This window comes from Mycolicibacterium hippocampi (genome assembly GCF_010723735.1).
Classification (GTDB): Bacteria; Actinomycetota; Actinomycetes; order Mycobacteriales; family Mycobacteriaceae; genus Mycobacterium; species Mycobacterium hippocampi.
Map to the genome: position 1 here is coordinate 5,215,784 of NZ_BLLB01000002.1, position 24,685 is coordinate 5,240,468.

General features: G+C 66.9%; 28 protein-coding genes and 1 pseudogene. 16 read left to right on the top strand and 13 right to left on the bottom strand.

Going from position 1 to position 24,685, the window contains the following annotated elements; translation table 11 throughout:
• Positions 1–5: 5 nt before the first annotated feature.
• Positions 6–934: pseudogene (locus G6N53_RS25980) on the bottom strand (hypothetical protein).
• Positions 935–965: 31 nt separating this feature from the next.
• On the opposite strand from G6N53_RS25980, the gene G6N53_RS25985 reads away from it, so the two are divergent.
• Together G6N53_RS25985 and G6N53_RS25990 are read left to right on the top strand one after the other, a co-directional pair.
• On the top strand, positions 966–1,751 hold the full coding sequence (locus G6N53_RS25985) for an adenylate/guanylate cyclase domain-containing protein (protein WP_163893959.1): 786 nt from the start codon (positions 966–968) through the stop codon (positions 1,749–1,751).
• 53 nt (positions 1,752–1,804) lie between these two features.
• Positions 1,805–3,058 carry an HNH endonuclease signature motif containing protein gene (locus tag G6N53_RS25990; protein ID WP_163893961.1) on the top strand — a complete coding sequence of 418 codons (1,254 nt, stop codon included), beginning with the start codon at positions 1,805–1,807 and terminating at the stop codon, positions 3,056–3,058.
• Here the strand turns inward: G6N53_RS25990 and G6N53_RS29950 are convergent.
• Positions 3,055–3,219 carry a hypothetical protein gene (locus G6N53_RS29950; RefSeq protein WP_205390467.1) on the bottom strand — a complete coding sequence of 55 codons (165 nt, stop codon included), beginning with the start codon at positions 3,217–3,219 and terminating at the stop codon, positions 3,055–3,057. The genes G6N53_RS25990 and G6N53_RS29950 overlap by 4 nt on opposite strands.
• A 41-nt stretch (positions 3,220–3,260) precedes the next feature.
• Here G6N53_RS29950 and G6N53_RS25995 point away from each other — a divergent pair, with 41 nt between their 5' ends.
• Together G6N53_RS25995 and G6N53_RS26000 are read left to right on the top strand one after the other, a co-directional pair.
• Positions 3,261–3,938 (top strand): guanylate cyclase, encoded by a 678-nt coding sequence (locus G6N53_RS25995; RefSeq protein ID WP_163896381.1) that lies wholly within the window; start codon positions 3,261–3,263, stop codon positions 3,936–3,938.
• A 116-nt stretch (positions 3,939–4,054) separates the two neighbouring features.
• Positions 4,055–4,624, top strand: coding sequence for a hypothetical protein (locus G6N53_RS26000; RefSeq protein ID WP_163893963.1), 570 nt, complete (start codon positions 4,055–4,057; stop codon positions 4,622–4,624).
• Between the two features lie 6 nt (positions 4,625–4,630).
• Here G6N53_RS26000 and G6N53_RS26005 read toward each other — a convergent pair whose 3' ends face one another.
• Positions 4,631–5,038, bottom strand: a complete 408-nt coding sequence (locus G6N53_RS26005) for a hypothetical protein (RefSeq protein WP_163893965.1) — start codon at positions 5,036–5,038, stop codon at positions 4,631–4,633.
• Between the two features lie 101 nt (positions 5,039–5,139).
• Between G6N53_RS26005 and G6N53_RS26010 the strand changes: the two genes are divergently transcribed.
• Together G6N53_RS26010 and G6N53_RS26015 are read left to right on the top strand one after the other, a co-directional pair.
• Positions 5,140–5,493 (top strand): HNH endonuclease, encoded by a 354-nt coding sequence (locus G6N53_RS26010; protein ID WP_163893968.1) that lies wholly within the window; start codon positions 5,140–5,142, stop codon positions 5,491–5,493.
• Between the two features lie 34 nt (positions 5,494–5,527).
• Positions 5,528–6,022 (top strand): nitroreductase/quinone reductase family protein, encoded by a 495-nt coding sequence (locus G6N53_RS26015; RefSeq protein ID WP_163893970.1) that lies wholly within the window; start codon positions 5,528–5,530, stop codon positions 6,020–6,022.
• Positions 6,023–6,038: 16 nt separating this feature from the next.
• Here G6N53_RS26015 and G6N53_RS26020 read toward each other — a convergent pair whose 3' ends face one another.
• The 6 genes from G6N53_RS26020 to ychF all read right to left on the bottom strand — a co-directional run bounded on the left by G6N53_RS26020 (position 6,039) and on the right by ychF (position 9,683).
• On the bottom strand, positions 6,039–7,055 hold the full coding sequence (locus tag G6N53_RS26020; RefSeq protein WP_163893972.1) for a cation diffusion facilitator family transporter: 1,017 nt from the start codon (positions 7,053–7,055) through the stop codon (positions 6,039–6,041).
• Positions 7,052–7,477 (bottom strand): ArsR/SmtB family transcription factor, encoded by a 426-nt coding sequence (locus G6N53_RS26025; protein ID WP_163893974.1) that lies wholly within the window; start codon positions 7,475–7,477, stop codon positions 7,052–7,054. Before G6N53_RS26025 ends, G6N53_RS26020 begins: the two co-directional genes overlap by 4 nt.
• A 66-nt stretch (positions 7,478–7,543) precedes the next feature.
• Complete coding sequence (locus G6N53_RS26030) at positions 7,544–7,885, bottom strand: DUF1801 domain-containing protein (RefSeq protein WP_163893976.1); 342 nt, start codon at positions 7,883–7,885, stop codon at positions 7,544–7,546.
• 85 nt (positions 7,886–7,970) lie between these two features.
• Positions 7,971–8,342 carry a type II toxin-antitoxin system VapC family toxin gene (locus G6N53_RS26035; RefSeq protein WP_163893978.1) on the bottom strand — a complete coding sequence of 124 codons (372 nt, stop codon included), beginning with the start codon at positions 8,340–8,342 and terminating at the stop codon, positions 7,971–7,973.
• Positions 8,339–8,536 (bottom strand): type II toxin-antitoxin system VapB family antitoxin, encoded by a 198-nt coding sequence (locus G6N53_RS26040; protein ID WP_163893980.1) that lies wholly within the window; start codon positions 8,534–8,536, stop codon positions 8,339–8,341. The genes G6N53_RS26035 and G6N53_RS26040 overlap by 4 nt, the downstream gene beginning before the upstream one ends.
• Before the next feature lie 73 nt (positions 8,537–8,609).
• Entirely contained in the window at positions 8,610–9,683 is a 1,074-nt protein-coding gene (gene ychF, locus G6N53_RS26045; RefSeq protein ID WP_163893982.1) for a redox-regulated ATPase YchF, read from the bottom strand.
• Positions 9,684–9,765: 82 nt separating this feature from the next.
• On the opposite strand from ychF, the gene G6N53_RS26050 reads away from it, so the two are divergent.
• Complete coding sequence (locus tag G6N53_RS26050) at positions 9,766–10,905, top strand: DUF6542 domain-containing protein (protein WP_163893984.1); 1,140 nt, start codon at positions 9,766–9,768, stop codon at positions 10,903–10,905.
• On the opposite strand, the gene G6N53_RS26055 is transcribed toward G6N53_RS26050, so the two are convergent.
• Together G6N53_RS26055 and G6N53_RS26060 are read right to left on the bottom strand one after the other, a co-directional pair.
• Positions 10,902–12,695, bottom strand: coding sequence for a penicillin-binding transpeptidase domain-containing protein (locus G6N53_RS26055; RefSeq protein ID WP_205390468.1), 1,794 nt, complete (start codon positions 12,693–12,695; stop codon positions 10,902–10,904). The two genes, G6N53_RS26050 and G6N53_RS26055, sit on opposite strands and share 4 nt — an antisense overlap.
• A 23-nt stretch (positions 12,696–12,718) precedes the next feature.
• A complete protein-coding gene (locus tag G6N53_RS26060; protein WP_163893986.1) occupies positions 12,719–13,717 on the bottom strand; it encodes a 4-hydroxy-3-methylbut-2-enyl diphosphate reductase in 999 nt (332 codons plus the stop codon).
• A gap of 54 nt (positions 13,718–13,771) precedes the next feature.
• Here G6N53_RS26060 and G6N53_RS26065 point away from each other — a divergent pair, with 54 nt between their 5' ends.
• The 4 genes from G6N53_RS26065 to G6N53_RS26080 all read left to right on the top strand — a co-directional run bounded on the left by G6N53_RS26065 (position 13,772) and on the right by G6N53_RS26080 (position 17,003).
• Positions 13,772–14,368 (top strand): lipid droplet-associated protein, encoded by a 597-nt coding sequence (locus tag G6N53_RS26065; RefSeq protein ID WP_163893988.1) that lies wholly within the window; start codon positions 13,772–13,774, stop codon positions 14,366–14,368.
• On the top strand, positions 14,365–15,615 hold the full coding sequence (xseA, locus tag G6N53_RS26070) for an exodeoxyribonuclease VII large subunit (protein ID WP_163893990.1): 1,251 nt from the start codon (positions 14,365–14,367) through the stop codon (positions 15,613–15,615). The genes G6N53_RS26065 and xseA overlap by 4 nt, the downstream gene beginning before the upstream one ends.
• A complete protein-coding gene (locus tag G6N53_RS26075) occupies positions 15,615–15,827 on the top strand; it encodes an exodeoxyribonuclease VII small subunit (RefSeq protein ID WP_163893992.1) in 213 nt (70 codons plus the stop codon). The genes xseA and G6N53_RS26075 overlap by 1 nt, the downstream gene beginning before the upstream one ends.
• Before the next feature lie 63 nt (positions 15,828–15,890).
• Positions 15,891–17,003 carry a 3-beta-hydroxysteroid dehydrogenase gene (locus G6N53_RS26080; RefSeq protein WP_163893994.1) on the top strand — a complete coding sequence of 371 codons (1,113 nt, stop codon included), beginning with the start codon at positions 15,891–15,893 and terminating at the stop codon, positions 17,001–17,003.
• Positions 17,004–17,042: 39 nt separating this feature from the next.
• Here the strand turns inward: G6N53_RS26080 and G6N53_RS26085 are convergent, their stop codons facing one another.
• Positions 17,043–18,620: an arylsulfatase gene (locus G6N53_RS26085; RefSeq protein WP_163893996.1), complete on the bottom strand. Its 1,578-nt coding sequence runs from the start codon at positions 18,618–18,620 to the stop codon at positions 17,043–17,045.
• Between the two features lie 442 nt (positions 18,621–19,062).
• Between G6N53_RS26085 and G6N53_RS26090 the strand changes: the two genes are divergently transcribed.
• From G6N53_RS26090 to G6N53_RS26100, 3 genes are all read left to right on the top strand, one after another.
• Complete coding sequence (locus G6N53_RS26090) at positions 19,063–20,607, top strand: arylsulfatase (RefSeq protein WP_163893998.1); 1,545 nt, start codon at positions 19,063–19,065, stop codon at positions 20,605–20,607.
• 1 nt (position 20,608) lies between these two features.
• The gene (locus G6N53_RS26095; protein ID WP_163894000.1) at positions 20,609–21,508 is read left to right on the top strand and encodes an HAD family hydrolase; all 900 of its coding nucleotides are present in this window, start codon (positions 20,609–20,611) and stop codon (positions 21,506–21,508) included.
• Positions 21,509–21,589: 81 nt separating this feature from the next.
• On the top strand, positions 21,590–22,468 hold the full coding sequence (locus G6N53_RS26100) for a formylglycine-generating enzyme family protein (RefSeq protein ID WP_163894002.1): 879 nt from the start codon (positions 21,590–21,592) through the stop codon (positions 22,466–22,468).
• Between the two features lie 11 nt (positions 22,469–22,479).
• Here the strand turns inward: G6N53_RS26100 and G6N53_RS26105 are convergent, their stop codons facing one another.
• Positions 22,480–22,944 carry an SRPBCC family protein gene (locus G6N53_RS26105; protein WP_163894004.1) on the bottom strand — a complete coding sequence of 155 codons (465 nt, stop codon included), beginning with the start codon at positions 22,942–22,944 and terminating at the stop codon, positions 22,480–22,482.
• 103 nt (positions 22,945–23,047) lie between these two features.
• Between G6N53_RS26105 and G6N53_RS26110 the strand changes: the two genes are divergently transcribed.
• Both G6N53_RS26110 and G6N53_RS26115 read left to right on the top strand, forming a co-directional pair.
• Positions 23,048–23,830: an SDR family NAD(P)-dependent oxidoreductase gene (locus G6N53_RS26110; protein ID WP_163894006.1), complete on the top strand. Its 783-nt coding sequence runs from the start codon at positions 23,048–23,050 to the stop codon at positions 23,828–23,830.
• A complete protein-coding gene (locus G6N53_RS26115) occupies positions 23,827–24,666 on the top strand; it encodes an SDR family oxidoreductase (protein ID WP_163894008.1) in 840 nt (279 codons plus the stop codon). The genes G6N53_RS26110 and G6N53_RS26115 overlap by 4 nt, the downstream gene beginning before the upstream one ends.
• The last annotated feature ends 19 nt before the right edge of the window (positions 24,667–24,685 follow it).

A 24,685-nucleotide genomic window follows, 5' to 3' on the forward strand; every position in this document is an offset into this window, starting at 1 on the left:
ACCCCTCAGACCAGCAGCGGCACGGAATCGAGACGGTCATCGGTGAGGAGCTCGAACATGACACGCCGGCTCACCAGCTCCGCGCGCCCGTACGCCTTGCCGGCCAACTGGATTCGGCACCTCGCGATCGCCGAGTTGTAGCAGTACTTCGTGCCCCCGTGGGTGTCGGGGTAGCTCAGACCGATCACGTCGGCGGGTTCGGTGGTGATCTCCCCCTCGATCATCCGGTCCCCCACCCGAGCCCCGAATGTCCATGTGAACGGCGCGTACCGGCCGTGGCTCTGCATGCTACCGACCAGCGTGCGCACCGCGAACTCCACACCGGCGTGCCGGAACACGAACAGTGTCACACCGGGGAGCAACACCGATCCGAGGCCGGCGCGGGCGGTCACGATCTCCAACGTCGAATCCGGCGCATCGTCGAAGCCGCACACCTGACCGAACGCGTAGGCAGGGGTGTGGCGGGTGCCCCAGTTGTGGTTGATGCTGCCCGTCCACCCGTCGACGTCGACTGCCAGGCCGGCCGCCTCGAGGTGGCCGTCGAACCTGGCCAGCGGATGGCGAACCAGCGTCTTGGCAGACGGGAACCGACGCCGGTAACCGCGCTCGGTGAGTAGCCGCACAGGATCCTCAACGCCCGGGGTGATCGCGATGTCCCAGCGCGCGTCGGGCACCGTGCCGCTGCGGCGGCGTCGTCGAGGCTGGTGGTGGCGATCTGCGCGGTCCAGTCCTGATAGCCGAAGTCGGACGACTCGAGCGGGTAGGACCGCTTGAGCGCGCGATGCCCCGACGGGTCGAAGACCATCACCCACACGTCGGCACTTTCCTCCCCGACCGCGGGCAGCAGCAGGGTCTCCCGCAGCCACACCGCACGGGGCGCGTCAGGGGCGTTGGCGCGGATGAACCGACTCTCGTAATAGGGGGCCTTCGCCATCGTCACATCCCCAGCATCCAATACTTGACCCGTGAGCGGAGTGGAGATTGCGGCCTACATCCTCGCGACGATCGTCGTCGGCGAGGCGATAGCGCTGGTGGTGCTGGCACAGCGCCTGAAAGCGGCGCGCGAGGAGTCCGACGAACTGCGCCGCCGTGTCGACACCCGCAACATGTTGTTCTCCGGTGGGACCAAGGCCGTCAAGACCGTCTGGCAGACCGCCAACATCCTGCGCAGAGACGGGTTCGGTGCAGCCGTGCGGTCCTCGATCGAAGAGCTCGCGGACTGGGCCGAGGTGGAGCGACCCGACCTGGCGCGGCTGGCTCCCAACGGCAAGCTGGCCATCATGTTCTCCGACATCGAGGAGTCCACGGCGCTCAACGAACGCATCGGCGACCGCGCCTGGGTCAGGTTGATCGGCAAGCACGACAAAGCGGTTCGCCGGCTCGTCGACAGACACCACGGTTACGTCGTGAAGAGCCAGGGCGACGGATTCATGATCGCGTTCGCGCAGCCGGAGCAGGCGGTTCGCTGCGGACTGGACATCCAGAGCTCGCTGCAGAAGCGCCCCAACGAGATTCGGGTGCGGATCGGAATCCACGTCGGCAAGTCGATGCTGCGTGGCGACGACGTCTTCGGACGCAACGTCGCGATGGCGGCGCGGGTCGCCGGACAGGCCGACGGTGGCGAGATCCTGGTCAGCGAGGCAGTGCTCGACGCTGTCTCCGGTTGTGACGACATCGTTGTCGACAACGGCCGCGAGGTGGAGCTCAAGGGCTTCACCGGTTCGCACACCCTGTATGCGGTGACGTCCTAGTCCCGATTCTGGCGCGGCCCGGATTTGTCGGTGCGTTCTGTTTTGATGGTGTCATGTCTTCGGCGGCAACTTCTTTGGCTCCCAAGCAGCGTCTTGAGGTGTTGTTCGCCGAGTTGTCGGAGTTGGCGGGGCAGCGTAATGCCATCGATGGGCGGATCGTGGAGATCGTCGCCGAGATCGACCGCGACGAACTGTGCGGGTTGACCGGGGCGCGTTCGGTGGCCGGGTTGGTGGCCTGGAAGCTGGGCACCTCACCGGGCAACGCGAACACCATCACCACCGTCGCCGGGCGGCTCGAGGAGTTTCCGCGCTGCACCCGAGGGTTGCGCGAGGGGCGATTGTCGCTGGATCAGGTCGGGGTGATCGCCGGGCGGGCCGCCGAGGGTTCCGACGCCCACTATGCGCAGCTGGCCGAGTCGGCGACGGTCACCCAGCTGCACACCGCCCTCAAAGCGGCACCCCGACCCAAGCCCGACCCGAAACCCAAACCGGAACCGGACCCGGTGTGGGAGCGGTCGGTGATCAAGACCGGTGACGACACCCACGCCACCTACCGGATCCGGCTGCCGCATGCTGAGGCGGCGGTCGTCGACGCCGCCCTGGCGTCTCATCTCGAGGCGCTGGTCGCTGACTGGAAACACCACCACGACACCGGTGGGCGGCCCGGTGATCAGGCGCCGCCGTTGCCGAGCACCGTGGATGCGTTCATGAGTGTGGTCGAGGCCGGGTGGGACAGCGAAGTAGCGCGCCGGCCGCATGGGCAGCGCACCACCGTGATCGCTCACCTCGACGTCGACCAGCAGGTGGCGTCGCTGCATCTGGGGCCGTTGTTGTCCGACAGTGAGCGTCGCTTGATGCTCTGCGATGCGACGTGTGAGGTGTGGTTCGAACGCCACGGCCGGGTCATCGGCGCCGGGCGGGCCACCCGGACGGTCAACCGGCGGCTGCGCCGGGCGTTGGAGCATCGGGACCGCTGCTGCGTGGTTCCTGGCTGCGGGGCGACCCGCGGGTTGCATGCTCATCATCTGCGGCACTGGGAAGACGGCGGCCCCACCGAACTCGACAACCTGGTCTTGGTCTGTCCGTACCACCACCGGCTGCACCACCTCGGTGGCATCACCCTCACCGGGCCCGCGCACCGCCTCAGGGTCACCGACAACGACGGCCAGGAACTCAGCGCGGGATCCCTGGCCCGACCACCCACCACAGCGCCCCCGAACGTCGCCCCCTACCGCGGGCCGACCGGCGAACGCGCCCAATGGAAGTGGTACACCCCCTACCAACCACCACCACCCACCGACAACTAACCGGAGTCGGCCTCGGCCTCGGCGAGGCGCTGGTGCAGACGGGCGCGGATGTCGTCCGGAGTGTAGGAGTTGCGCCGCCGCTGGTCCCGCGCGACCAGCGCGCCACCGGCCACCACCCCGGCGACACCGGCGAGTCCGACCCACTTCCAGATTCCACGCATACCGCGAGTTTGCCTAAGCTTGGCGGGTGAATCAAAGCACGGTGTCGTTGCAGCGCGCGCTGGATGAGACCCGTACCGGGGACATCTGGTTGTTCCGCGGACAGTCCGGGCCCGACCGCGCCATCCAGTCGATGACGAACAGTCCCGTCAACCACGTCGGCATGACGGTGGCGATCGATGACCTGCCCCCGCTGATCTGGCATGCCGAACTCGGCGACAAGTTGGTCGACATGTGGACGGGCACGAATCACCGTGGGGTGCAGCTCAACGATCTACGTGAAGCGGTGGAACGCTGGATCGGCACCTACGGCCAGCGCTGCTGGTTGCGTCAGCTCACGCCGTACGCGGGCCGGGAACAGGAGGACCGCATGCTCAAGGTGATCGCGCGGATGGACGGCACCCCCTTCCCGACGACGGCCCGGCTGACGGGACGCTGGATACGCGGCAGACTGCCCAACGCCTCTGACTTCACGCGCGGAATTCCGTTCGTACACAGCAAAGTTCGCAAATCGGTCGAGCGTCGCAAAGCCGAGAAGTTCAGGACTGGCCTGCAAACGGCTTACTGTGCGGAAACCGTCGCCATCACCTACGAGGAGATGGGATTGTTGGAGACCGACAAGCACTACAACTGGTTTGATCCGGGCTCCTTCTGGAGTGGCGATACGCTGCCGTTGGCGGCCGGGTACCGATTGGGCGAGGAGGTCGCTGTCATCCCTTAGTACGCCGGGCACACCCGGGTGGCGAAACGCCGACCGAGATCGCACGATGCCGGTACAAAAAGTGGTTGGCTTGTCGACAGCACGCATATTCGGCACCGCAACGAGGGAGTGCAGGCATGCCGACATCGACCGAGCCCGCCGAGGACACAGCTGCGCCCCGGCGTGGCCTGCTCAGCGCAAAGGCTTCGGCGATCTCGATCGTGGTGGCTTCCTTCGCCACGCTGGTCATCGTCTTCGGGATTCTGAGTTCACCGGGTGACGAGCCGCCGCAGGTCCAATCCATTCCGGCCCAGCCGAACACCGCTTCCCAGTGGGTGGCGGCGCCGCCGGAGCCCAGCACCCGAGCACCCGAGCCCCCGGCGCAACCGGCGCCGCTCACGATGGACGCTCAGGGCTTCGTCGACTCCCCGGCTCGCTGCGATGAGCAGCAGCAAGCCGTCGCGATCGCCCGCACGAACCGCTCTGCCATGGTCGTCTGCCGGGGCTCCGACGGAGCCTATGAGTATCAGGGAATCCGCCTGCACGACGGCGCATCTCTGCGGTTGGACGATGTGCGGGTGCTCCCGGCGGGGTTCGAGGCCCGCAACGACAACACCACCTACCGGTTGTCGCCCACCGAATTGGTCGTCATCAACGGCGAGGCGTTGCAGAGCCGTGACGCAATGGTGGAATACCGGGCAGGCTGACCCGGCCTACAGCGCCGCCGTGTAGGGGCCGAGCAGTTGGCAGTCCGGGGCGGGAGGCTGGCCGATCCAGGCGCCGCACCCCCGGCCCGTCGCGATGTAGGTGGCGCCGGCAACGTAGGGCTCGAAGAACACCTGAGCGCGGCCCGTGCCGTCGCTCGGGTAGCAGCGCTTGACCGCGTCCCCGCCCGGCATCTCGAGACAGGCCACGCTTGTCGCCGGCGTGGCCGGCGGCCCGCACTGATCCGGCGCCAAGGTCGCGGTGACCGTGCTGACGCCGGCGACCTGGACGACCTGTGGCGGCGTCAGCGTGAACGAGCACGGTGGAGGCGGACCGGCGAGGGCGGGCGTCGCGCCCGATACGCAGGCGAACGCTGCGGTGACGGCAACCGATAGGGCGAGGGTAGGCCGAGTCATACCCGATGATAAGTCGCGCCGGAACCGATGACCGAGCTACTCCGGGACGCGACACCGGGCCAATCCAGGGAATTCACCAGACCTCGCGGTAGCCTCTGCCCGTGCCGTCCCGCAGCCCGACCCGCGCGGTCAGGTATGCGCGTCGCCGCAAGCGGCGGATGGCACTGAAGGAACACGACCTCACCGACTCCCAGTGGGCGGCACTGAAGACGGCATGGGGAGGTTGCGCGTACTGCGGCGCGACCGGGTCGCCGCTGCAGAAGGACTGCGTGCTTCCCATCTCCCGCGGCGGGCGTTATGCGCTGGAGAACGTGGTGCCCTGCTGCCGTTCGTGCAACACCAGCAAGTGCAATTCCGAGGTGACGAGCTGGATGCGGCGAAAGAAGCTCAACGAGCGGGATTTCCTGGTCCGCCAGGTGGAGATCAACCGGGTCCTCGCGGCCATAGCCGACTGAGCTTCCGTCGTCACCCGCGGGGTACGGTTCCTGCGTGCCTTTGCGCTACGTCGATCCACACAAGAAGCGGGGCCGCCGCTACCAGGCGGGAGTTCGTTTCGGACGCTCGCGGGTAGGGCAGTTCGTCGCCCGGCATGTCGCCCGGCGCACCGACCCGTACCTGTTCCGCCTCACCGGCGGCCGGGTCAACATGGGCCCCATCGTCAACGCGCCGCTGACGTCCACCGGCGCGAAGTCCGGGCAGCCACGTACCGTGCAGCTCACCTACTTCAACGATGGGTCCGACGTCATCCTGCTCGCCTCGAACTACGGCGGCAGCAAGAATCCGCAGTGGTATCACAACCTGAAGGCGAACCCGGACTGCGAGTTCGGCGGGGAGAGGTTCTCGGCCGCTGAGGTCACCGATCCTGACGACTGCGCAAGGCTCTACGATCTGGCCGAGCGGGTGTACGCCGGGTATTCCGACTACCGCGAGCAGACGGCACCCGTCGGCCGGCAGATCCCCATCTTCCGGCTGACACCACGCTGACAACGAGCCCTACCGGTCACCGCTGTCGCGCCGCCGGTTCGGGCGTCTGAAGTCGGATTCGGTCACCTGCCGGATACGCACGCACAAAAGCAGACGACAGCTTCGGCACGGCGTGGCTGAGCGTGTGTTCCGCGTCGTGGGCGATGCGGTGGGCCTCGGCCAGACTGGTGGCCGGATCGATCTCCAGTTGGGCGTCGGCGTGTAGATGGTGGCCGATCCAACGCATCTTCACGCTGCGAACCGCTGTGACCGCATGTTCGGCGGCCAGCGCGGCCTCGGCAGCGTCGACCAGTTCCGGGTCCACGGCATCCATCAGCCGGCGAAACACATCACGCACTGCGGTGCGCAGCACAGCGAGGATGGCGACAGTGATGACCAGGCCGACGAGGGGATCGGCGAGGGGATAGCCCAACGCCACGCCGGCCGCCCCGAAGAGCACGGCCAGCGACGTGAATCCGTCAGTGCGGGCGTGCAACCCGTCGGCGACGAGAGCGGCCGAGCCGATCCGGCGCCCGACCCGGATACGGTAGACGGCGACGAGTTCGTTGCCGATGAAGCCCACCAGCCCCGCCGCGGCGACCCAGCCGACGTGATCGATCGGGACCGGATCGATCAACCGGCGAACGGATTCGACCCCCGCGACGATCGCCGACAACCCGATCATCGCGACGACAAAAAGGCCGGCCAAGTCCTCGGCACGTCCGAACCCGTAGGTGTATCGACGCGTTGCAGCCTTGGCACTCAGGGCGAATGCAATCCACAGTGGGATGGCGGTGAGGGCATCGGAGAAGTTGTGGATGGTGTCGGCCAGCAGGGCAACCGACCCGGAAACCACCACGATGAGGATCTGGACGGTCGCAGTCACACCGAGAGCGACCAGGCTGATCTTCACTGCCCGGATGCCGGCGGCGCTTGATTCCATGGCGTCGTCGATGCTGTCACTGGTGTCGTGGCTGTGTGGGGCGAACACCTCGCGGACGGCCCGACCGATTTTTCCGCCGCGCGCGTGGTCATGACGGTGGTTGTCGGTCATGTGCCGCGTGCCGCCTGGGTGGCCCGAGCCGACGGCGCTGTGGTGCCCTCTGGGTGCAGGGCTGCGATTTCGGCGGCGCCGCGATGATGCGCGGGAACCTCTGATCCGGCGTGTTCGGCGTTGAAGACGGCGTCGGTGACCAACTGTCTGATGTGGTCGTTGTCCAGGTTGTAGATGATCGTGGTGCCCTCACGGCGGGTGCGGACCAGCCGCGCCATCCGCAGTTTCGCGAGGTGCTGGGATACCGAGGGAGCAGGTTTCCCGATGTGGGTGGCCAAGTCGTTGACCGACATCTCCCGGCTCGCCAGCGCCCACAGCACCTGCACGCGGGTGGCATCCGCCAACATCCGGAAGACCTCGACGACCAGGTTCACCTGGTCATCCGGAAGCCGACGTCCACAGACTCCCTTATCTGCATTCATACGCAGATAGTAGGAGAGGTGGGGCGTCCCGGGCAAGCGCACCACGGCCGGTGCAACTCGCCGGCGCTAACGGCGATTGACCCTGACAGCCTCTTGAATCAGTGCTTTGAACGCGTCCGCATCCAACTCATCGTCTTCGCGCAGATCAATGGAACGCCCGACGGGAGCCTCGAGGCTTGCGTTGAACAGATGATCCGGGTCGTTCAGCGACGAGCCCTTGGCGAAGTTCACTTTGACCTTGCCCTTGTACATCTCCAGCGTGCAGATCAGGCCGTCCAGTGAGAACGCCGGCACCCCGTCGGGGTTCGACGGCTTGCGCCACTTGATCTCCTCGACGACGTCGGGTTCGGCTTGCTTGATCAACGACCGGATCTCATCGACCCGGTCCACGCGCCAATCCTCGCTCATAGTTCCAAACTAGGTCCGATCATCTGGCGTGACAACAACATCCGCAAACATCCGGAACTCCACGAAATCCCGCTACCGAGCAACCTCAGGTTTCGTCGACAACGCCGATACCGGCCTCTGCGCAGACCGCCTTCAATCGCTTGTCTGTTGTCCAGAGCAGCGAGCCGTCCACGAGCGCGACCGACCCGAGAAGGTGGGCGTCGGTGGCACTCAATCCCTTTCCCCACAGACGACGATGCTCGACAAGATGGAGTATTTCGAGGTGCGAAACCGTCGGAAACTGATGGAGATTGGCCAGCAAGCCCATCACCACGTCTCGCTGCTTGATCGAACCGAGTGCCAACTCCTCCACGACCAAGGGATGGCAGCCGATCTCGTCCTCGGCGAGCCATCTGGCGAGCCGCGTCTCGGTAACGTGCAGATGGTCGATCCATACCGACGTGTCAACGAGGATCAACCCGCAGACGTCCTGCGCCGAGGTGCTGCCGACGCCTCAGAATCCGTGCCGCCCAGCGCTGCCAAGCGACGGCCACTTTCAACTCGGATCAAGGTCTGCAATCCCTGACGGAGTAGCGCGACACTCTCGGTTACTCCGGTGAGTTCAGCCGCCTTCGCGAGCAAGGCGTCATCGATGGTCACCGTCGTCCGCATTCGACACCTCCAGACGCATCAATTGATGCGTCCGATGATGCCACCAATCAATGCAGTGCGCCAGTACACGCGGTCAGACGTTGAAGCGGAACTCCACCACGTCACCGTCGGCCATCACGTAGTCCTTGCCCTCCATCCGGACCTTGCCGGCGGACTTGGCTGCGGCCATGGAACCGGCGGCGACCAGGTCGTCGAAGGACACGATCTCGGCCTTGATGAAGCCCTTCTCGAAGTCCGAGTGGATGACTCCGGCAGCCTTGGGCGCGGTGTCACCCTGGTGAATCGTCCAGGCGCGGGCCTCTTTCGGGCCGGCTGTCAGGTAGGTCTGCAACTTCAGCGTGTGAAAACCGGCGCGCGCCAACGCATCCAGCCCCCGTTCGGTCTGACCGATCGACTCCAGGAGCTCGGCGGCCGATTCCTCGTCGAGCTCTTGGAGCTCGGCTTCGATCTTCGCGTCCAGGAACACCGCGTCGGCCGGGGCCACCAGATCGCGCAACTCGGCGACCTTCGCGGAATCGGTGAGCACCGATTCGTCGGCGTTGAACACGTAGAGGAACGGCTTGGAGGTCATCAGGTTCAGCTCGCGCAACAACGACACGTCAGCGCCCGCCGAGAACAGGGTTTTGCCGGTGTCGAGCACCTGTTGCGCCGCGGTGGCCGCGTCGAACACCGGTCTGCGGTCCTTGTGGGTGCGGGCTTCCTTCTCCAGCCGCGGCAGCGCGCGTTCCAAGGTCTGCATGTCGGCGAGGATCAGCTCGGTCTCGATGATCTCGATGTCGGACTTGGGGTCCACCCGGCCGTCGACGTGCACGACGTCGTCGTCGGAGAACACCCGCACAACCTGGCAGATCGCATCGCTCTCGCGGATGTTGGCCAGGAACTTGTTGCCGAGCCCGGCGCCCTCGGACGCCCCCTTGACGATGCCGGCGATGTCGACGAACGTCACCGGCGCGGGCACGATCTTCTCCGAGCCGAAGATCTTCGCGAGCTCGCCCAGCCGCGGATCCGGGAGCGCCACCACGCCTTCGTTCGGCTCGATGGTCGCGAACGGGTAGTTGGCGGCGAGCACGTCGTTACGCGTCAACGCGTTGAACAATGTCGACTTGCCGACGTTCGGTAGTCCGACGATTCCCAGATTCAGGCCCACGGGGACCACAGTGTAGGCGCTGTGATCGGCACGCCACCCGGCGCTGGCGCCGTCTTGGTGCCTCAGCCGGTACGGTCGACCTGTGTCAGGACAGCGCGCACAGTCGGCGATACCGGCCGACCACCGCTCTGCGCATCCCAGTTTCGCGGGTGTCCCGTGGTGGGGTGCGGTCCTGATCGCTGTCGCCGCGTCGGCGGTCGGTTTCGCCGTCGACGCCGCCTCCGGCGGAGGCGAGCTCACCAGGGTCTTCGCCGCGCTCTACGCCATCGGTTGTCTGGCCGCCGTGCTGGCGGTGCGGCAGGCGGCGGTGTTCACGGCGGTGATCCAACCGCCGCTGATCCTGTTCGTCCTGGTGCCCAGCGCGTACTACCTGATGCACAGCGCCGACATCGACGGCGTCAAGGACGTCCTGATCAACTGCGGTTATCCGCTGATCGAACGCTTCCCACTGATGTTCTTCACCGCTGCGGCGGTGTTGCTCGTCGGCGCCGCCCGCTGGCACTTCGGCGCATCGTCCGGGCGGGACGCAGCCTCCGAGGAGACACCCCGCACCGGAGGTGGACTGTTTGCGAAGGTGTCCTCACTGCTGGGAGGCGGACAAAGCGCCGACGCAGCCGAGCCGGACAATCGACGCCGCCACTCCGGTGACCGACGGACCCGCGGCGCGGCCAACCCCGCCGCCAAAGCGGCGGCCCGCAGCGCACGCCCCGCCAAGCGCGCCGCGAGCCCATCGCGGTCACGGCATGCCCGTCCGCCGGACACCGAGATCATCGAGCCGGTCGTGGACGCCGACCGGCCCCGCAGACGCCGGCCGCGACCTACCGAGCCGCCACCGGATCCCTCCGCAGAGCCGCGGCGGCGCACCCGAACCTCGTCGGGCAGGGACCGCCGGGGTTCGGTGCCTCCTGATGAGCGCCGCGCGACCTACGACCGTGCCGACCGCCGCGAGCGTGAGCGTCCGCAGCGGTCCCAGCGACCGCAACGTCCCAGCCGGCACGAAGATTGGTCCGGCTACGCCGAACGGGATCCTTGGTCCGGCTCCGCCGAACGGGACCCTTACGAGCCCTTCGACCCGCGCCGTCCGTCCGCAAGCAGCTCGCACCACCCGATCTCGCGGGTGCGGTACCGAGGCGCCGACGATTCCGACGGACGCGCCGAGTACCGCAGCCCCCGGCGCGCACCGCGCGACTACGAACCCGACCGCTGGGAATACGACATCTAGGGCGTCGCGCGCAGGAAGCGACCGGCCGCGTCCACCGCCGGCGCCGAACTGCCTGCGTCACTGACGAACACCGCCAGCGCCAGGTCTCCGTCGATCCCGACGAACCAGCCGTGCGCACGCTGCTCGGCGGTGTCGACAGCGAGGTACTCGGCGGTGCCGGTCTTGCCCAGCAGCCCCGGGATGTCCTGCAGCTGGGTGGCGGTGCCGCCGGTGACCGTCTCCCGCATCATGGCCTGCACCTGCTCGTCCACAGCGGACGGCAACGGTTCGGGTGTGCGGTCGGCCACGGCCGGTTCACCCTCGACGATCGCCGGTGCCGGCGGCGACCCGTGCGCCAGCGCCGCGGCGACCAACGCCATGCCGAACGGCGACGCGGTGACCCTGCCCTGCCCGATGCCCGCTTCGACCCGCAACGCCGGGGTGTCGGCGACCGGCACCGAGCCCGTCACGGTGGTCATGCCGGGCGCGACGTAGTCGATGCCCAGTCCGAGCTGCGCGGCGGCCTCGGTCAGGGCATCCGGCGGCAGGTTCACCGCGAGCCGGCCCATGGTGGTGTTGCACGACCGCGCGAACGCGGTGTGCAGCGGCACCTCGCCGAGGTCGAAGTTGTCGTCGTTGGGGATCTGCCTGCCCTCGATGTTCTCGGTGCCCGGGCAGGCGACCACGCTGTCGGGGCTGACCTGCCCGGCCTGCAGCGCCGCCGACACCGTCACCGTCTTGAACGTCGAACCCGGCGGGTACAGGCCGGTCAGCGCGATCGGTCCCTGGGCGTCGGCGGGCGCGTTCTGCGCCACCGCCAGCAGATTGCCCGTCGACGGCTGGATCGCGACGATCGCCGCCGGGGTGGGCAACGGGGCCAGAGCGTCCTCAGCGGCGCGTTGCCGGCCGATGTCCAGCGTGGCGGCGATGTCGCCCACGGGTGCGGCGTCGCGCCCTCCCACCCGCTCGGGGCCGGCCGCGGTCTGCGCGGTGACCGCCCAACCGGCCGCCGCGTCGGTGCGCTGTTGCCATAGCTCCGAGAGCCCCGAGAGCGTGGGTGAGGCCAGCGCGCGGTCGGTGGTCAGCAGCCTGGTCTGCGGCCGCAGCGTCACGTTCGGTAGTGCGGACAGCTGCGCCTCGATCGGGGCCAGGTCGTCCTCGCGCAAGGTGATGACCGTGACCGGCTTGCCCGCGGCCGCCTCGAGATCAGCAGCCAACGATTGCGGGGTGATTGCCGGTGCGATCGGATTAAACAGTGCCGCAATGGCATTCAGGTCAGCGCCCGGCGCGGCGTCGACCAGGGTGACGACGTGCTGGGTGAGCAGTTCAGCGCCGGTGCGGTCCAGCACCCGGGCGGCGGGTTGCGGGATCAACGTGCTGTAGGACAGCGGTCCCTCGTCGAGCCCGGGAGCGACGGTCGCCGCGTTCCACTGGATCGTCCAGTTGTCGCCGTCGGCCGTCGCGTCGCCGCCGGTCGAGTAGCTCCATTCGGTGCGTCCTTCCGGCCCGAACTTCCAGGTGGCATCGAGGGTGAACGACGCCGCACCGTCCTCCTCCCCGATCTCACCGACCGCGACGTCGACGTCGGTGCCCAGGCTCGTGAAGAGGGCGCCGAGGGTGTCGGTGGCGGCGGACTCGTCGGTGGTCAGTGCCGCGGCCGCGGCGGCATCACCGCGGCTCAACGCGTCGGCGAAGGACCGCACGGTGGAGTTCAGGCGGTCTTCGGAGGTGCTGCAGCCGGTAAGCACCAGCAGGATCGCGAGAAACAGCGCGATCGGCAGACGCGCGAAGGGCCGGGACCGTGGTGTCACGTCCGCCGAAAGTACCCGCTCGCTCAGCGCGCGGGGCGGATCTCCCGGGGCAGCGCGAACACCAGGGTCTCGTTGGCCGTGGTGACAGGCTGAACGGTGCCGAAGCCGTGCTCGGCGAGCCTGTCCAGCACACCCCGCACCAGAACTTCGGGCACCGAAGCACCGGAGGTGACGCCGACGGTGGTGACACCGTCGAGCCACTCGGGGTTGATGTCCTCGGCGTAGTCGACCAGATGCGCGGCGTCGGAACCGGCGCCCAGCGCCACCTCGACGAGCCGCACCGAGTTGGAGGAGTTGCGTGAGCCGACGACGATCACCAACTCGCACTCCGGCGCCATCGCCTTGACCGCGACCTGGCGGTTCTGGGTGGCGTAGCAGATGTCATCGCTCGGCGGATCCTGCAGCGTCGGGAACTTCTCCCGCAGCCGCCGCACCGTCTCCATCGTCTCGTCGACGCTCAGCGTGGTCTGGGACAGCCAGATGACCTTGTCCGGGTCACGTACGACGACCTTGTCCACCGCGTCCGGGTTGTCGACGACCTGCACATGGTCGGGGGCCTCACCGGCGGTGCCGACGACCTCCTCGTGGCCTTCGTGGCCGACGAGCAGGATGTCGTAGTCGTCACGGGCGAACCGCTTGGCCTCGTTGTGCACCTTGGTCACCAGCGGGCACGTCGCGTCGATGGTCTGCAGGTTGCGTTCGGCGGCCTCGACGTGCACGGTCGGCGCGACGCCGTGGGCGGAGAACACCACGATGGCGCCTTCGGGCACCTCGTCGGTCTGCTCGACGAAGACCGCCCCGGCCTTGGCCAGCGTGTCCACGACGTAGCGGTTGTGCACGATCTCGTGGCGCACGTACACCGGGGCGCCGTGCTTCTCCAGGGCGCGTTCCACGGTCTCGACCGCCCGGTCGACTCCGGCGCAGTACCCGCGGGGTTCGGCCAGCAACACCCGCTTGCCGGAAACCTCGCCGACTACTGAGCGCGCCGCGCCCGGAATCCCCATATTGATAGTGGTCGGCATGACTCCAAGGGTACTTACCCGCCGCCCTGACTGCCCAGCCGTAGGCTAAGGGCCATGGCAACTGCACCGTATGGGGTCCGTCTGCTGGTCGGTGCGGCGGTGACCGCCCTCGAGGAAACCCGCAGGCTCCCCCAGACCATCTTGATGTATCCGATGACCGTGGCGAGCCAGGTCGCCCAGCTGGTGATGAAGATGCAGCAGGATGTCGCCGACCTGGTCAACAAGGGTGACGAGACGTTGGACAACCTGTTCCCGCCGAAGGACGAGCAGCCGGAGTGGGCGACGTTCGACGAGGACCCGGCAGGCGGCGACACCGGTGCCGCGTCCGATGACGCCGACGTGCTGGATCTGCCCGTCCGCGACGGCGAGCGGCTGACCGAGGGACGGTTCGCGCTGTTCAGCGGCGAGCCGGAGACACCCAAGGCCACCCCTGCCCGGCAGACCGCCCCCGGCGCGGCTTCCGGCACCGTGCCCGAGGTCGTCGCCGAACTCGACTACGAGTCGCTGACCCTGGCCCAGCTGCGGGCCCGGCTGACGACACTGCGGGTGCCCGATCTCGAGGCGCTGCTCGCCTACGAGGAGTCGACGAAGGCCCGCGCCCCGTTCCAGACACTGCTGGCCAACAGGATCACCCGCGCGTCGGCCAAGTGAGCACCGCGCCGGGGCAGTCGGCCGACAACCCTTTCCCGGTTCGCGGTGTCGCGATCCGGGTGGCCGGGTGGATCGACAAGCTCGGTGCCGTCTGGGTGGAGGGCCAGATCGCCCAGCTGACCCTGCGGCCCAACTCCAACACCGCCTTCATCACGCTGCGGGACCCCGCGGCCGACATGTCGCTGTCGCTGACCTGCCCGCGTGACCTGGTCACCAATGCCCCGGTGAAGATGACCGACGGCACCCAGGTGGTGGTGTTCGGCAAGCCCAATTTCTACACCGGCCGGGGCACCTTCTCGCTGCGCGTCAGCGAGATCAGGGCGGTCGGCATCGGCGAGTTGCTGGCCCGCATCGAGCGGTTGCGCCGGCTGCTCGACGCAGAAGGGTTGTTCGATCCCCGTCTCAAACGACCGGTCCCGTTCCTGCCCGGCACCATCGGCCTGATCACCGGCCGGGCGTCGGCGGCCGAGCACGACATCGTCGCGGTGGCCACCGGTCGCTGGCCGGCGGTGCGCTTCGAGGTGCGCAACACCGTCGTGCAGGGACCGAACGCGGTGCCGCAGATCGTCGAAGCACTGCGGGCCCTCGATGCGGACCCACACGTCGACGTCATCGTGCTGGCTCGGGGCGGGGGCAGCGTCGAGGATCTGTTGCCGTTCTCCGACGAGACCCTGTGCCGTGAGATCGCCCGGTGCACCACAGCCGTGGTCAGCGCGATCGGCCACGAGCCCGACAACCCGCTGTGCGATCTGGTCGCCGACCTGCGCGCGGCCACCCCGACCGACGCCGCGAAGCGGCTCGTGCCCGACACCGCAGCCGAGCAGGCGTTGGTGGCCGACATGCGACGGCGCAGCGCACGAGCGCTGCGCAACTGGGTGAATCGCGAACAGCACACCCTGTCGCAGTTGCGCAGCCGGCCGGTGCTGGCCCGCCCGCTCGAGGCGGTCAACGCGCGGGCCGAGGAGGTGGATCGGGCGCGCACGGCGGCCCGCCGCGACATCACCCGCCTGCTGACTGCCGAATCGGATCGGGTCGGGCACCTCGCGGCGCGGTTGTCGACGCTGGGACCGGCGGCCACGCTGGCCCGCGGCTATGCGGTGGTGCAGACACTGCCGGCCTCCGGAGCGCCGCAGGTGCTGCACTCGGTCGCGGACGCGCCGGCAGGCACCCGGCTGCGGATACGCGTCGCCGACGGGTCGGTGACGGCGACAAGCGAGGGCCAACACGACGATCATGGGGACGGTTGATGAAGCCTATTAGTGAACTCGGGTACGAAGAGGCACGGGACGAACTGATCGAGGTCGTGCAGCGTCTGGAGCACGGTGGTCTAGACCTTGATACGTCGCTGAAGCTCTGGGAAAGAGGCGAGCAACTCGCCAAATGCTGCGACGAACATTTAGCTGGTGCACGCAAGCGGGTGGAAGATGCGCTGGCCGCCGGCGACGACGGCGATGGTTGAGTTCGCAAGCATCACGACGATCAGCTTTTCCAAAATGGAACACGTTTCAGTTATTCTCCCCCCATGGGTGATGCAACGCTGACCGTCGAACTCGGCCGGGTCCTTGTCACCGGCGGCTCCGGGTTCGTGGGCGCCAACCTGGTGACCGAACTTCTCGAGCGCGGCCACGAGGTGCGGTCCTTCGACCGGGTCGCGTCGCCGCTGCCCGCCCACCCGAAGCTCGAGGTGTTCGAAGGTGACATCACCGACGTCGACGACGTCGCGGCCGTCGTCGACGGTGTCGACACGATCATCCACACCGCCGCGATCATCGACCTGATGGGGGGCGGGTCGGTCACCGAGGAGTACCGCCGACGCAGCTTCGCCGTCAACGTCACCGGCACCGAAAACCTGGTGCGTGCGGCCCGGAAGGCCGGCGTCAAGCGGTTCGTCTACACCGCCTCCAACAGCGTCGTGATGGGCGGTCAGCGCATCTCCGGCGGAGACGAGACCCTGCCCTACACCGAGCGTTTCAACGATCTCTACACCGAGACCAAGGTCGCCGCCGAGAAGTTCGTCCTCGCCGCCAACGGAGTCGAGGACATGTTGACGTGCTCGATCCGTCCCAGCGGCATCTGGGGCCGCGGCGACCAGACGATGTTCCGCAAGGTGTTCGAGAGCGTGCTGGCCGGCCACGTCAAGGTGCTGGTCGGCAGCAAGGACGTCAAGCTCGACAACTCCTATGTGCACAACCTGGTGCACGGTTTCATCCTTGCCGCGCAACACCTGGTGCCCGGCGGGACCGCCCCCGGCCAGGCGTACTTCATCAACGACGGCGAGCCGATCAACATGTTCGAGTTCTCCCGTCCGGTGATCGAGGCGTGCGGCCAGCCGTGGCCGAAGATCCGGGTGCCGGGACGACTGGTGTGGTTCGTGATGAGGATCTGGCAATCTCTGCACTTCCGCTTCGGGCTGCCCAAGCCACTGCTGGAACCTCTTGCGGTGGAACGGATCTACCTCGACAACTACTTCTCGATCGCCAAGGCGCAGCGCGATCTCGGCTACCAGCCGCTGTACACGACCGAGCAGGCGCTGGAGCACTGCCTGCCCTACTACGTCGAACTGTTCGACCGGATGAAGGCCGACGCGGACACGCCTGTCGTGAACGCGGCCGCGCCCATACCGCCGAAGGGCTGACCCTCGGCCTGCAGCGGTGACGAATGATCCCCGTCGTGCTCAGTTGCCGGTGGGCAGCGCGATGTTGAACCCTTCTTCCGCAAGCTGTTCTCTCAAGTACTTGAACCTCTGGTACTGCGTGACGGTGATCGGGCCCGAATATCCTTCGCTCTGAAGTTTCCGCGGCGGATACTTCAGATAGGTCTGCATCAGCTCCTTGACCGCCTCGTTGAAGGTCACCAGCGTCCAGGTGTGTTCGGTGTAGTTGTTCATGAAGATGTCGTAGCGTTCCTGCGGATCCTGCCAGAGGTCGAAGATCTGAGGGACGGTCGCGACGTAGGCCTGCGCTCCTTTCCAGCCGAGATTGGTGTCGACCGCGAGACCTCCGGTGCTCGCACCGTCATCTCCGCGCAGATTGAAGACAGCTTTGTAGTGGCCGACCCGCACTGCCCCGGGCGTCAACTCGTTCTCACTGAAGAAGTACCAGGCCTTGCGCTCGGTCTTGCCGGTACCGAACAGAACCGGTGACATGTCGTAGCTGTCGAAGTAGATGGGTTCGCCCTCACGGTCCTTCTCCGGTAGTTGCACACCGGCCAGCGCGGCAAAGGTCGCCATGAAGTCGAGGCCACCGACGACGTCGGAGTTACGCGATCCGGCCTTGATTCCCGGGCCCCAGGCGATCGCAGGAACGCGATTGCCGCCCTCGCGGACGGTGCCCTTGGTACCGCGATACGGGGTATAGCCCGCATCTGGATATACGTCCTGCCAGGCGCCGTTGTCGGTCGTCCAGAACACGTAGGTGTTCTCGGCAAGCCCCAGCGAACGGATCTTGTCCATGATGCGGCCGATCCGGGCGTCGTTCTCCACGATGGAATCCGCGAACTTCGACTTCGACAGCGATTTTCCCTTGTAATCCGGGTGCGGCATGTTCGGTTGGTGCACCTTCATGAAGTTCACGTTCATGAAGAACGGGGTTTCGGACTTCGCGTTGGCGTCGAGGAATTCCAGCGCGTCCTGCTCGACATACTCGTCGAAGTAGGGAATGCCCACGACTCCTTTCTCAGGGGTGTTGACGTACTGGCCGTTGACCTTGAAGTCCTCTTTCGCCTTCTCGCCAGCTTTGCCCGACAGCGCCCCCTGCGTCACACGCTCGAACATGGTGCGAAGCTCCTCGTCCATATCCGGGAACCATTCGGGGTCGGCGTAGGTGTATGCGTTGAGGTGGTAGAGCCCGCAGTGCCGCATTTCGTCGAAACCATGCGCGGTGGGTAACGCGTAGTCGGACTCTCCGAGGTGCCACTTGCCGGTGAAGAACGTCTTGTAATCAGCGGTCTTGAGCACTGACGCGAGAGTCCACTCGGCCGCGGGCAGTCCACCGCCCTGGCCCTGAAAAGCCACGGTTGTCATGCCGCTGCGGTTCGGAATGCGTCCGGTGATCATCGCCGCGCGCCCGGCGGTGCAACTGGGTTGCGCGTAGAACGACATGAACTGCATGCCTTCTTCGGCCATCCGGTCGATGTTGGGGGTGGGCATCCCGCGGTTCTCACCGCCTCCGTACACACCCGCGTCGCCGTAACCGAAGTCGTCGGAGGCGATGAGAACGATGTTCGGTGTGGTGGTAGGTGACTTATTTGCCATCTGCATCTCCGGGTGATGTGCAGTCAGTCCGCTGGCTGCAGATTGTCCTCATCGTTCGACGAGGCTGTTGACCAAAAGAACTCGCAGGGAACCACCGCAGCACAACCCGCTGTCGTTCGCGAAAGAAGCGCCCGGACTGGTTCACCGCGTCCAGCCTGCCACGAATCCGAACTCGGCACCTCGGGATGGCGGAATCGACCGTCATCCCATTTCTGATCTTGAATTGGGTTGGTGCAGAACGTTATTCTCATCAAAGGCCCAGCTCGAGAAGCCTGTCGAGAAGCTGTCCTGGAACCTACGGCCCAGGCCGAGCCGTCCACGAAAGACGATTCGTGACGAGATGTGAACATCCGGTGAGAACCCCGGCGAACCACACCCGACCCAACGGACGGACGCTTAGGGTTCTCACTGAACCCATCGACCAAGCGGAGAGGCTGAACACATGCCGGGCGGGAAACCCAACATTCTGGTGATCTGGGGCGATGACATCGGAATCTCCAACCTCAGCTGCTACAGCGACGGCCTGATGGGCTATCGCACGCCGAACATAGATCGCATCGCGGCCGAGGGCATGCGCTTCACCGACTCCTACGGCGAGCAGAGTTGCACGGCCGGACGGTCCTCGTTCATCACCGGGCAGAGCGTGTACCGCACCGGGCTGTCCAAGGTCGGCATGCCCGGCGTCGACGTCGGCATGTCCCCCGAGGACCCGACGATCGCGACGCTGCTCAAGCCGCTGGGCTATGCCACCGGCCAGTTCGGAAAAAATCACCTCGGCGACCTGAACAAGTACCTGCCCACCGCGCACGGGTTCGACGAGTTCTTCGGCAACCTGTACCACCTCAACGCCGAGGAAGAGCCCGAGCACCCGGACTATCCGACCGACGAGGAGATGCCCCGGCTGCGCAAGGCGATGCTGCCGCGCGGCGTGATCCACTCCTGGGCCACCGAAGAGGCCTCCGACGAGGTCGACGAGAGATTCGGCCCGGCGGGCAAGCAGCGCATCGAGGACACCGGCCCGCTGACCAAGAAGCGGATGGAGACCATCGACGACGAGACCACCGCCGCTGCGATCGACTTCATCAAGCGCCAAAAGGATTCGGAAACACCGTTTTTCGTGTGGATGAACACCACCCACATGCACTTCCGGACACACACCAAACCGGAGAGTCTCGGCCAGGCCGGCAGGTGGCAGTCGCCATACCACGACACGATGATCGACCACGACCGCCACGTCGGCCTGCTGCTGGACACCCTCGACGAACTCGGCCTGACCGAGGACACCATCGTCGTCTACTCGACCGACAACGGACCGCACGCCAACACCTGGCCCGATGGGGCCACCACCCCGTTCCGCAACGAGAAGAACAGCAACTGGGAGGGCGCGTTCCGGGTGCCGGAGATGGTGCGCTGGCCCGGCAGGATCCCGGCAGGAGTGGTCTCCAACGAGATCATCCAGCACCACGACTGGCTGCCCACGCTGGTCGCGGCCGCGGGCGAACCGACCGTCGTGGACAAGCTCAAGCAGGGCCACACCATCGGCGATCAGACCTACCACGTGCACATCGACGGCTACGACCTGCTGCCCTATCTGACCGGGGAAGTCGACAAGAGCCCACGACGGGGTCTGATCTACTTCTCCGACGACTGCGACGTGCTCGGCATCCGGATCGAGAACTGGAAGGTCGTGTTCATGGAGCAGCGATGCGAAGGCACGCTGCGGATCTGGTTCGAACCGTTCACCGCGTTGCGTGCGCCCAAGATTTTCAATCTGCGCACCGACCCGTACGAGCACGCAGACATCACGTCGAACACCTATTGGGACTGGTTCCTGGATCACGACTACATCGCGTTCATGGCCAACGCCGTGGTGTTGCAGTTCCTGGACACCTTCAAGGAGTTCCCGCCGCGGCGTGAGCCGGCATCGTTCACGATCACCAACGCGGTGGACAAGCTCAACGACTTCCTCCAGACGATAGGCGGCTGACTTGGGAGTCCTCGATTCCTGGAACGACGGCCCCACGAAGTCGGCGATCATCGACTTCGTGGGTCGCGTCGTCAACGATGTCCCACCGGAAGAGCGAGTGGCGGTCTTCGACAACGACGGCACGCTGTGGTGCGAGAAGCCGGCATACATCCAGTTGGATTTCCTGGTCCGCCGGTTGGCCGAGCAGGCTGCCGCCGACAAGTCCCTGGCGGAGAACCAGCCGTATGCCGCCGCGGCCTCCGGCGATCTGGCGTGGTTCGGAGACGCCGTCACCAAGCATTACAACGGTGACGATTCCGCGCTGAAAGTCCTTGCGGGCGGAATCCTCTCGGCCTACCAGGGTCTGACCGTGGACGAGCACGCGCAACGGGTGAGGGACTTCTTCGCCGAGGCCACCCACCCCACCCTGAGCCGCCCGTACACCGAATGCGGGTACGCCCCGATGATCGAGCTACTCCGGTACCTGGAGGCCCACGGGTTCACCAACTACATCGCCTCGGGCGGCGGCCGGGACTTCATGCGGCCCGTCACCAGTGCGATGTACGGCGTGCCACCCGAGCGGGTCATCGGCAGTTCGGTGGGCCTCGACTTCGCCGACGGTCAGCTACGGACCACCGCGAAGCCGGAGTTCCTCGACGACGGGCCGGTCAAACCGGTGCGCATCTGGGGACGGGTCGGACGCCGGCCGATCTTCGCCGCCGGCAACTCCAACGGTGACATCGAGATGCTGCAGTTCACCGAGGCGGGCCCGGGCCCGACGCTGTGCATGCTCGTCCGCCACGACGACGGTGACCGCGAATTCGACTACGTCTCGGGCGCGGAGAAGGCCCTCGAGCTGGCGGAGTCCAGCGGTTGGTCGGTCGCGAGCATCCGCAACGAGTGGGCGACCGTCTTTGACTGACAACCCGATCGAGACTGCACCCAGGGTGGTGGTCACTCGAAGTTCCTCGCCGTCACCGCAGTTTCGGTGCGAGGTGGTGCGGTGACCGACGGGTTCGTCTGGATACCTCAGCAGACCGCAGTGCTGGGGTCTGACGCGCATTATCCGGAGGAAGCGCCGGCCCGCGAAGCCGGCGTCGAGGCGTTCTGGATTCAGCGGCACCAGGTCACCAACGCCGAATACGCTGAATTTGTCTCTGCGACAGACTATGTGACCGTCGCCGAGCGCCCGCTCGATCCCGAGACCTATCCGGGCGCGCCGCCGGAGAACCTGCAGCCGGGGTCGATGGTGTTCCGGCGCACCGCCGGGCCGGTCGACCTGCGCAACCTCACCCTGTGGTGGGCCTGGACCCCAGGTGCCTGCTGGAAACACCCTCGCGGGCCCCGCTCGTCCACCCGCGGCCGGGACAACCACCCCGTGGTGCACATCGCGTTCGAGGATGCCGAAGCCTTCGCACAGTGGGCCGGGTACGAACTGCCCACCGAGGCCGAATGGGAAGTCGCGGCCCGAGGAGGCCTCCCCCACGCCGTCTACACCTGGGGCGACGAACCGGAACCCCGCGGCCAACGGCTGGCCAACTACTGGCACGGTGAATTCCCGTATCTTCCCGACACCGGCTACGGGCAGAGCACGCCGGTGGGCTCGTTCCCGCCCAACGGCTACGGCCTCTACGACATGGCCGGCAACGTCTGGGAATGGACCGCCGACTGGTACGGCGACACCCGCGACGACCAGCCCTGCTGCGCCGCGGACACCTACGACCCGAGCCAGCCGCAGTTCGCGATCCCACGTCGGGTGATCAAGGGCGGATCGTTCCTGTGCGCCGACAGCTACTGCATGCGCTACCGGCCGTCGGCGCGCCGGCCGCAGCAGATTGATACCGGCATGAGCCACATCGGCTTTCGCTGCGTCAAGCGGTAACCGCGGCTGCCTCAGCCGGTTTCGGCGGCCCGTTTGATCGCAGCGAGCGTGGCCGGAATCCCACTCTTCGCCGCGTCACTGCGCTTGGCGATCTCGGCGTCGGCCGCATCCCCGAAGCGCTCGCGGAATCCGGCGAGGCCCGCGGGCAGGAACTCCCAGGACTCGGTCAGGCGGGTGCCGTCGGCCTCCGGTTCGAACTCATAACCCCAGTAGACCCAGCCGTTGTTGACCTCCCACGCGAACTTCCGTCCAGGGTCGGCGGCCACCACCTGACTGCGCGTCTCCCAGGTCCGTTCGGGCGTCTGGTTGCGGCCGGTGAACCACGAACCCACCGACGGTCCCGCCCCCTCGTCCCACCAGCAGGACCGGCAGACGGGGCTCCACTCACCCATCCGCGTCACATCCGACACCAGCTCGTACAGCTTCTCCGGGGGCGCCGCCACGAACACCGACTCCGACATCTTCAGTTCAGTCACCGCACCGAGTCTGCCATTGCCGGGTCGGCCGTCGCTATTGTGCTTTCGACGTCGGGATGTGAAGTTAGAACACGTTCCATTCCGTCGTCGAAGGGCCCACTGGATGACCGACAGTATCGAGGCGACCGCCAGGCAGGCGATCGTCATCGGCGGGGCGTCCGGGATCGGATGGGCTACCGCCCGAGCCCTGGCGGCCGAAGGCTGCCAGATCACCGTCGCCGACCTCAACGAGGCCGGGGCACGATCACGCGCCCAGGAACTGGGTGCACCGCACACCGCGGCCGCCGTCGACGTCACCGACGAGGACTCGGTCCAGCGCCTCTTCGACGACACCGGCCCGCTCGACATCGCGGTCAACTGCGCCGGATTCAGCAACGTCGGCCTGATCACCGACATGCCCGTCGCCGACTTCCGTGCGGTGATCGACGTGTGCCTCACCGGCTCGATGATCGTCATGAAGCATGCCGGCAGGCACCTGCGCGACGGCGGTTCACTGGTGTCGATCACGTCGCTCAACGGCCGCCAGGCGGCAGCCGGAATGAGCGCCTACTGCGCTGCCAAGGCGGGATTGTCGATGCTGACCCAGGTGGCCGCCCTCGAGATGGGTCCGCGGGGCATCCGGGTCAACGCCGTCGCACCCGGCTTCGTGCACACCCCGCTGACCGCGGCGGCCGCCTCGGTACCCGGCGTGGTCGAGGACTATGTCGACAACACCGCCCTCGGCCGCGCGGGCACCCCGGAGGACATCGCCAATGCCGTTGTGTACCTGTGCTCTCCGGGGTCGTCGTGGCTCACCGGTGAGGTCCTCGACATCAACGGCGGCGCGCACCTCAAGCGCTACCCCGATGTGATGGGACACGTCATGAGATTGGTCGAACAGTCATGAGCTCCGCGGGCAGACACGCGATCGTCACCGGCGCGGGGTCCGGGATCGGCGCCGCACTGTGCCGTGCCCTGGATCTGGCCGGTGCGCACGTGCTGTGCACCGACGTCGACGCCGAGGCCGCCGACGAGACCGCGTCGTCGCTCAGCGGGCGCGCCCGCGCGGCGCGTCTGGACGTCACCGATGCCGGCGCCGTGCAGGCCACCGTCGACGACGTGGTCGCCCGCACCGGGCGACTCGACCTGATGTTCAACAACGCAGGGATCGTGTGGGGCGGAGACACCGAACTGCTCACACTCGACCAGTGGAACGCCATCATCGACGTCAACGTGCGCGGTGTGGTGCACGGAATCGCCGCGGCCTACCCGCAGATGCTCAGGCAGGGCCACGGCCACATCGTCAACACCGCGTCGATGGCCGGTCTCACCGCGGCCGGACAGGTCACCAGCTACGTGGCGACCAAGCATGCCGTCGTCGGGATGTCCATGGCGCTGCGCTCGGAGGCGGTGCCGCGGGGCGTCGGGGTACTCGTGGTCTGCCCAGCGGCGGTCGAGACCCCCATCCTGGACAAGGGGGCGGTCGGCGGTTTCGTCGGCCGGGACTACTTCCTGCAGTCCCAGGGCGGCAAGCCCTACGACGCGGACCGGCTGGCCCGCGACACCCTGCGCGCCATCGATCGAAACAAGGCGATCCTGGTCAAACCGCCTGTCGCGCACGCGCAGTGGCTGTTTGCGCGGGCAGCGCCGACACTGATGAACCGGATGGCGATGCGGTTCGTGTCCGCGCAGCGGACCCGGCAGACGAAAGGATCACCGTCCCGCGCGGTCGACGCGGGTTAGGGTTGCGGTCGGCGGTCAC

Excerpts from the sequence above, each read along its gene's own strand:
- G6N53_RS26020 (WP_163893972.1), bottom strand. The coding sequence starts at position 7,055 with ATGACCGACAACCACCGTCATGACCACGCGCGCGGCGGAAAAATCGGT.
- G6N53_RS26005 (WP_163893965.1), bottom strand. The coding sequence starts at position 5,038 with ATGACTCGGCCTACCCTCGCCCTATCGGTTGCCGTCACCGCAGCGTTC.
- G6N53_RS26030 (WP_163893976.1), bottom strand. The coding sequence starts at position 7,885 with ATGAGCGAGGATTGGCGCGTGGACCGGGTCGATGAGATCCGGTCGTTG.
- G6N53_RS29950 (WP_205390467.1), bottom strand. The coding sequence starts at position 3,219 with ATGCGTGGAATCTGGAAGTGGGTCGGACTCGCCGGTGTCGCCGGGGTG.
- G6N53_RS26110 (WP_163894006.1), top strand. The coding sequence starts at position 23,048 with ATGACCGACAGTATCGAGGCGACCGCCAGGCAGGCGATCGTCATCGGC.
- G6N53_RS26060 (WP_163893986.1), bottom strand. The coding sequence starts at position 13,717 with ATGCCGACCACTATCAATATGGGGATTCCGGGCGCGGCGCGCTCAGTA.
- G6N53_RS26040 (WP_163893980.1), bottom strand. The coding sequence starts at position 8,536 with ATGCGGACGACGGTGACCATCGATGACGCCTTGCTCGCGAAGGCGGCT.
- G6N53_RS26090 (WP_163893998.1), top strand. The coding sequence starts at position 19,063 with ATGCCGGGCGGGAAACCCAACATTCTGGTGATCTGGGGCGATGACATC.
- G6N53_RS26075 (WP_163893992.1), top strand. The coding sequence starts at position 15,615 with ATGAAGCCTATTAGTGAACTCGGGTACGAAGAGGCACGGGACGAACTG.
- G6N53_RS26025 (WP_163893974.1), bottom strand. The coding sequence starts at position 7,477 with ATGAATGCAGATAAGGGAGTCTGTGGACGTCGGCTTCCGGATGACCAG.
- G6N53_RS26115 (WP_163894008.1), top strand. The coding sequence starts at position 23,827 with ATGAGCTCCGCGGGCAGACACGCGATCGTCACCGGCGCGGGGTCCGGG.
- G6N53_RS26080 (WP_163893994.1), top strand. The coding sequence starts at position 15,891 with ATGGGTGATGCAACGCTGACCGTCGAACTCGGCCGGGTCCTTGTCACC.
- G6N53_RS26065 (WP_163893988.1), top strand. The coding sequence starts at position 13,772 with ATGGCAACTGCACCGTATGGGGTCCGTCTGCTGGTCGGTGCGGCGGTG.
- G6N53_RS26000 (WP_163893963.1), top strand. The coding sequence starts at position 4,055 with ATGCCGACATCGACCGAGCCCGCCGAGGACACAGCTGCGCCCCGGCGT.
- G6N53_RS25990 (WP_163893961.1), top strand. The coding sequence starts at position 1,805 with ATGTCTTCGGCGGCAACTTCTTTGGCTCCCAAGCAGCGTCTTGAGGTG.
- G6N53_RS26085 (WP_163893996.1), bottom strand. The coding sequence starts at position 18,620 with ATGGCAAATAAGTCACCTACCACCACACCGAACATCGTTCTCATCGCC.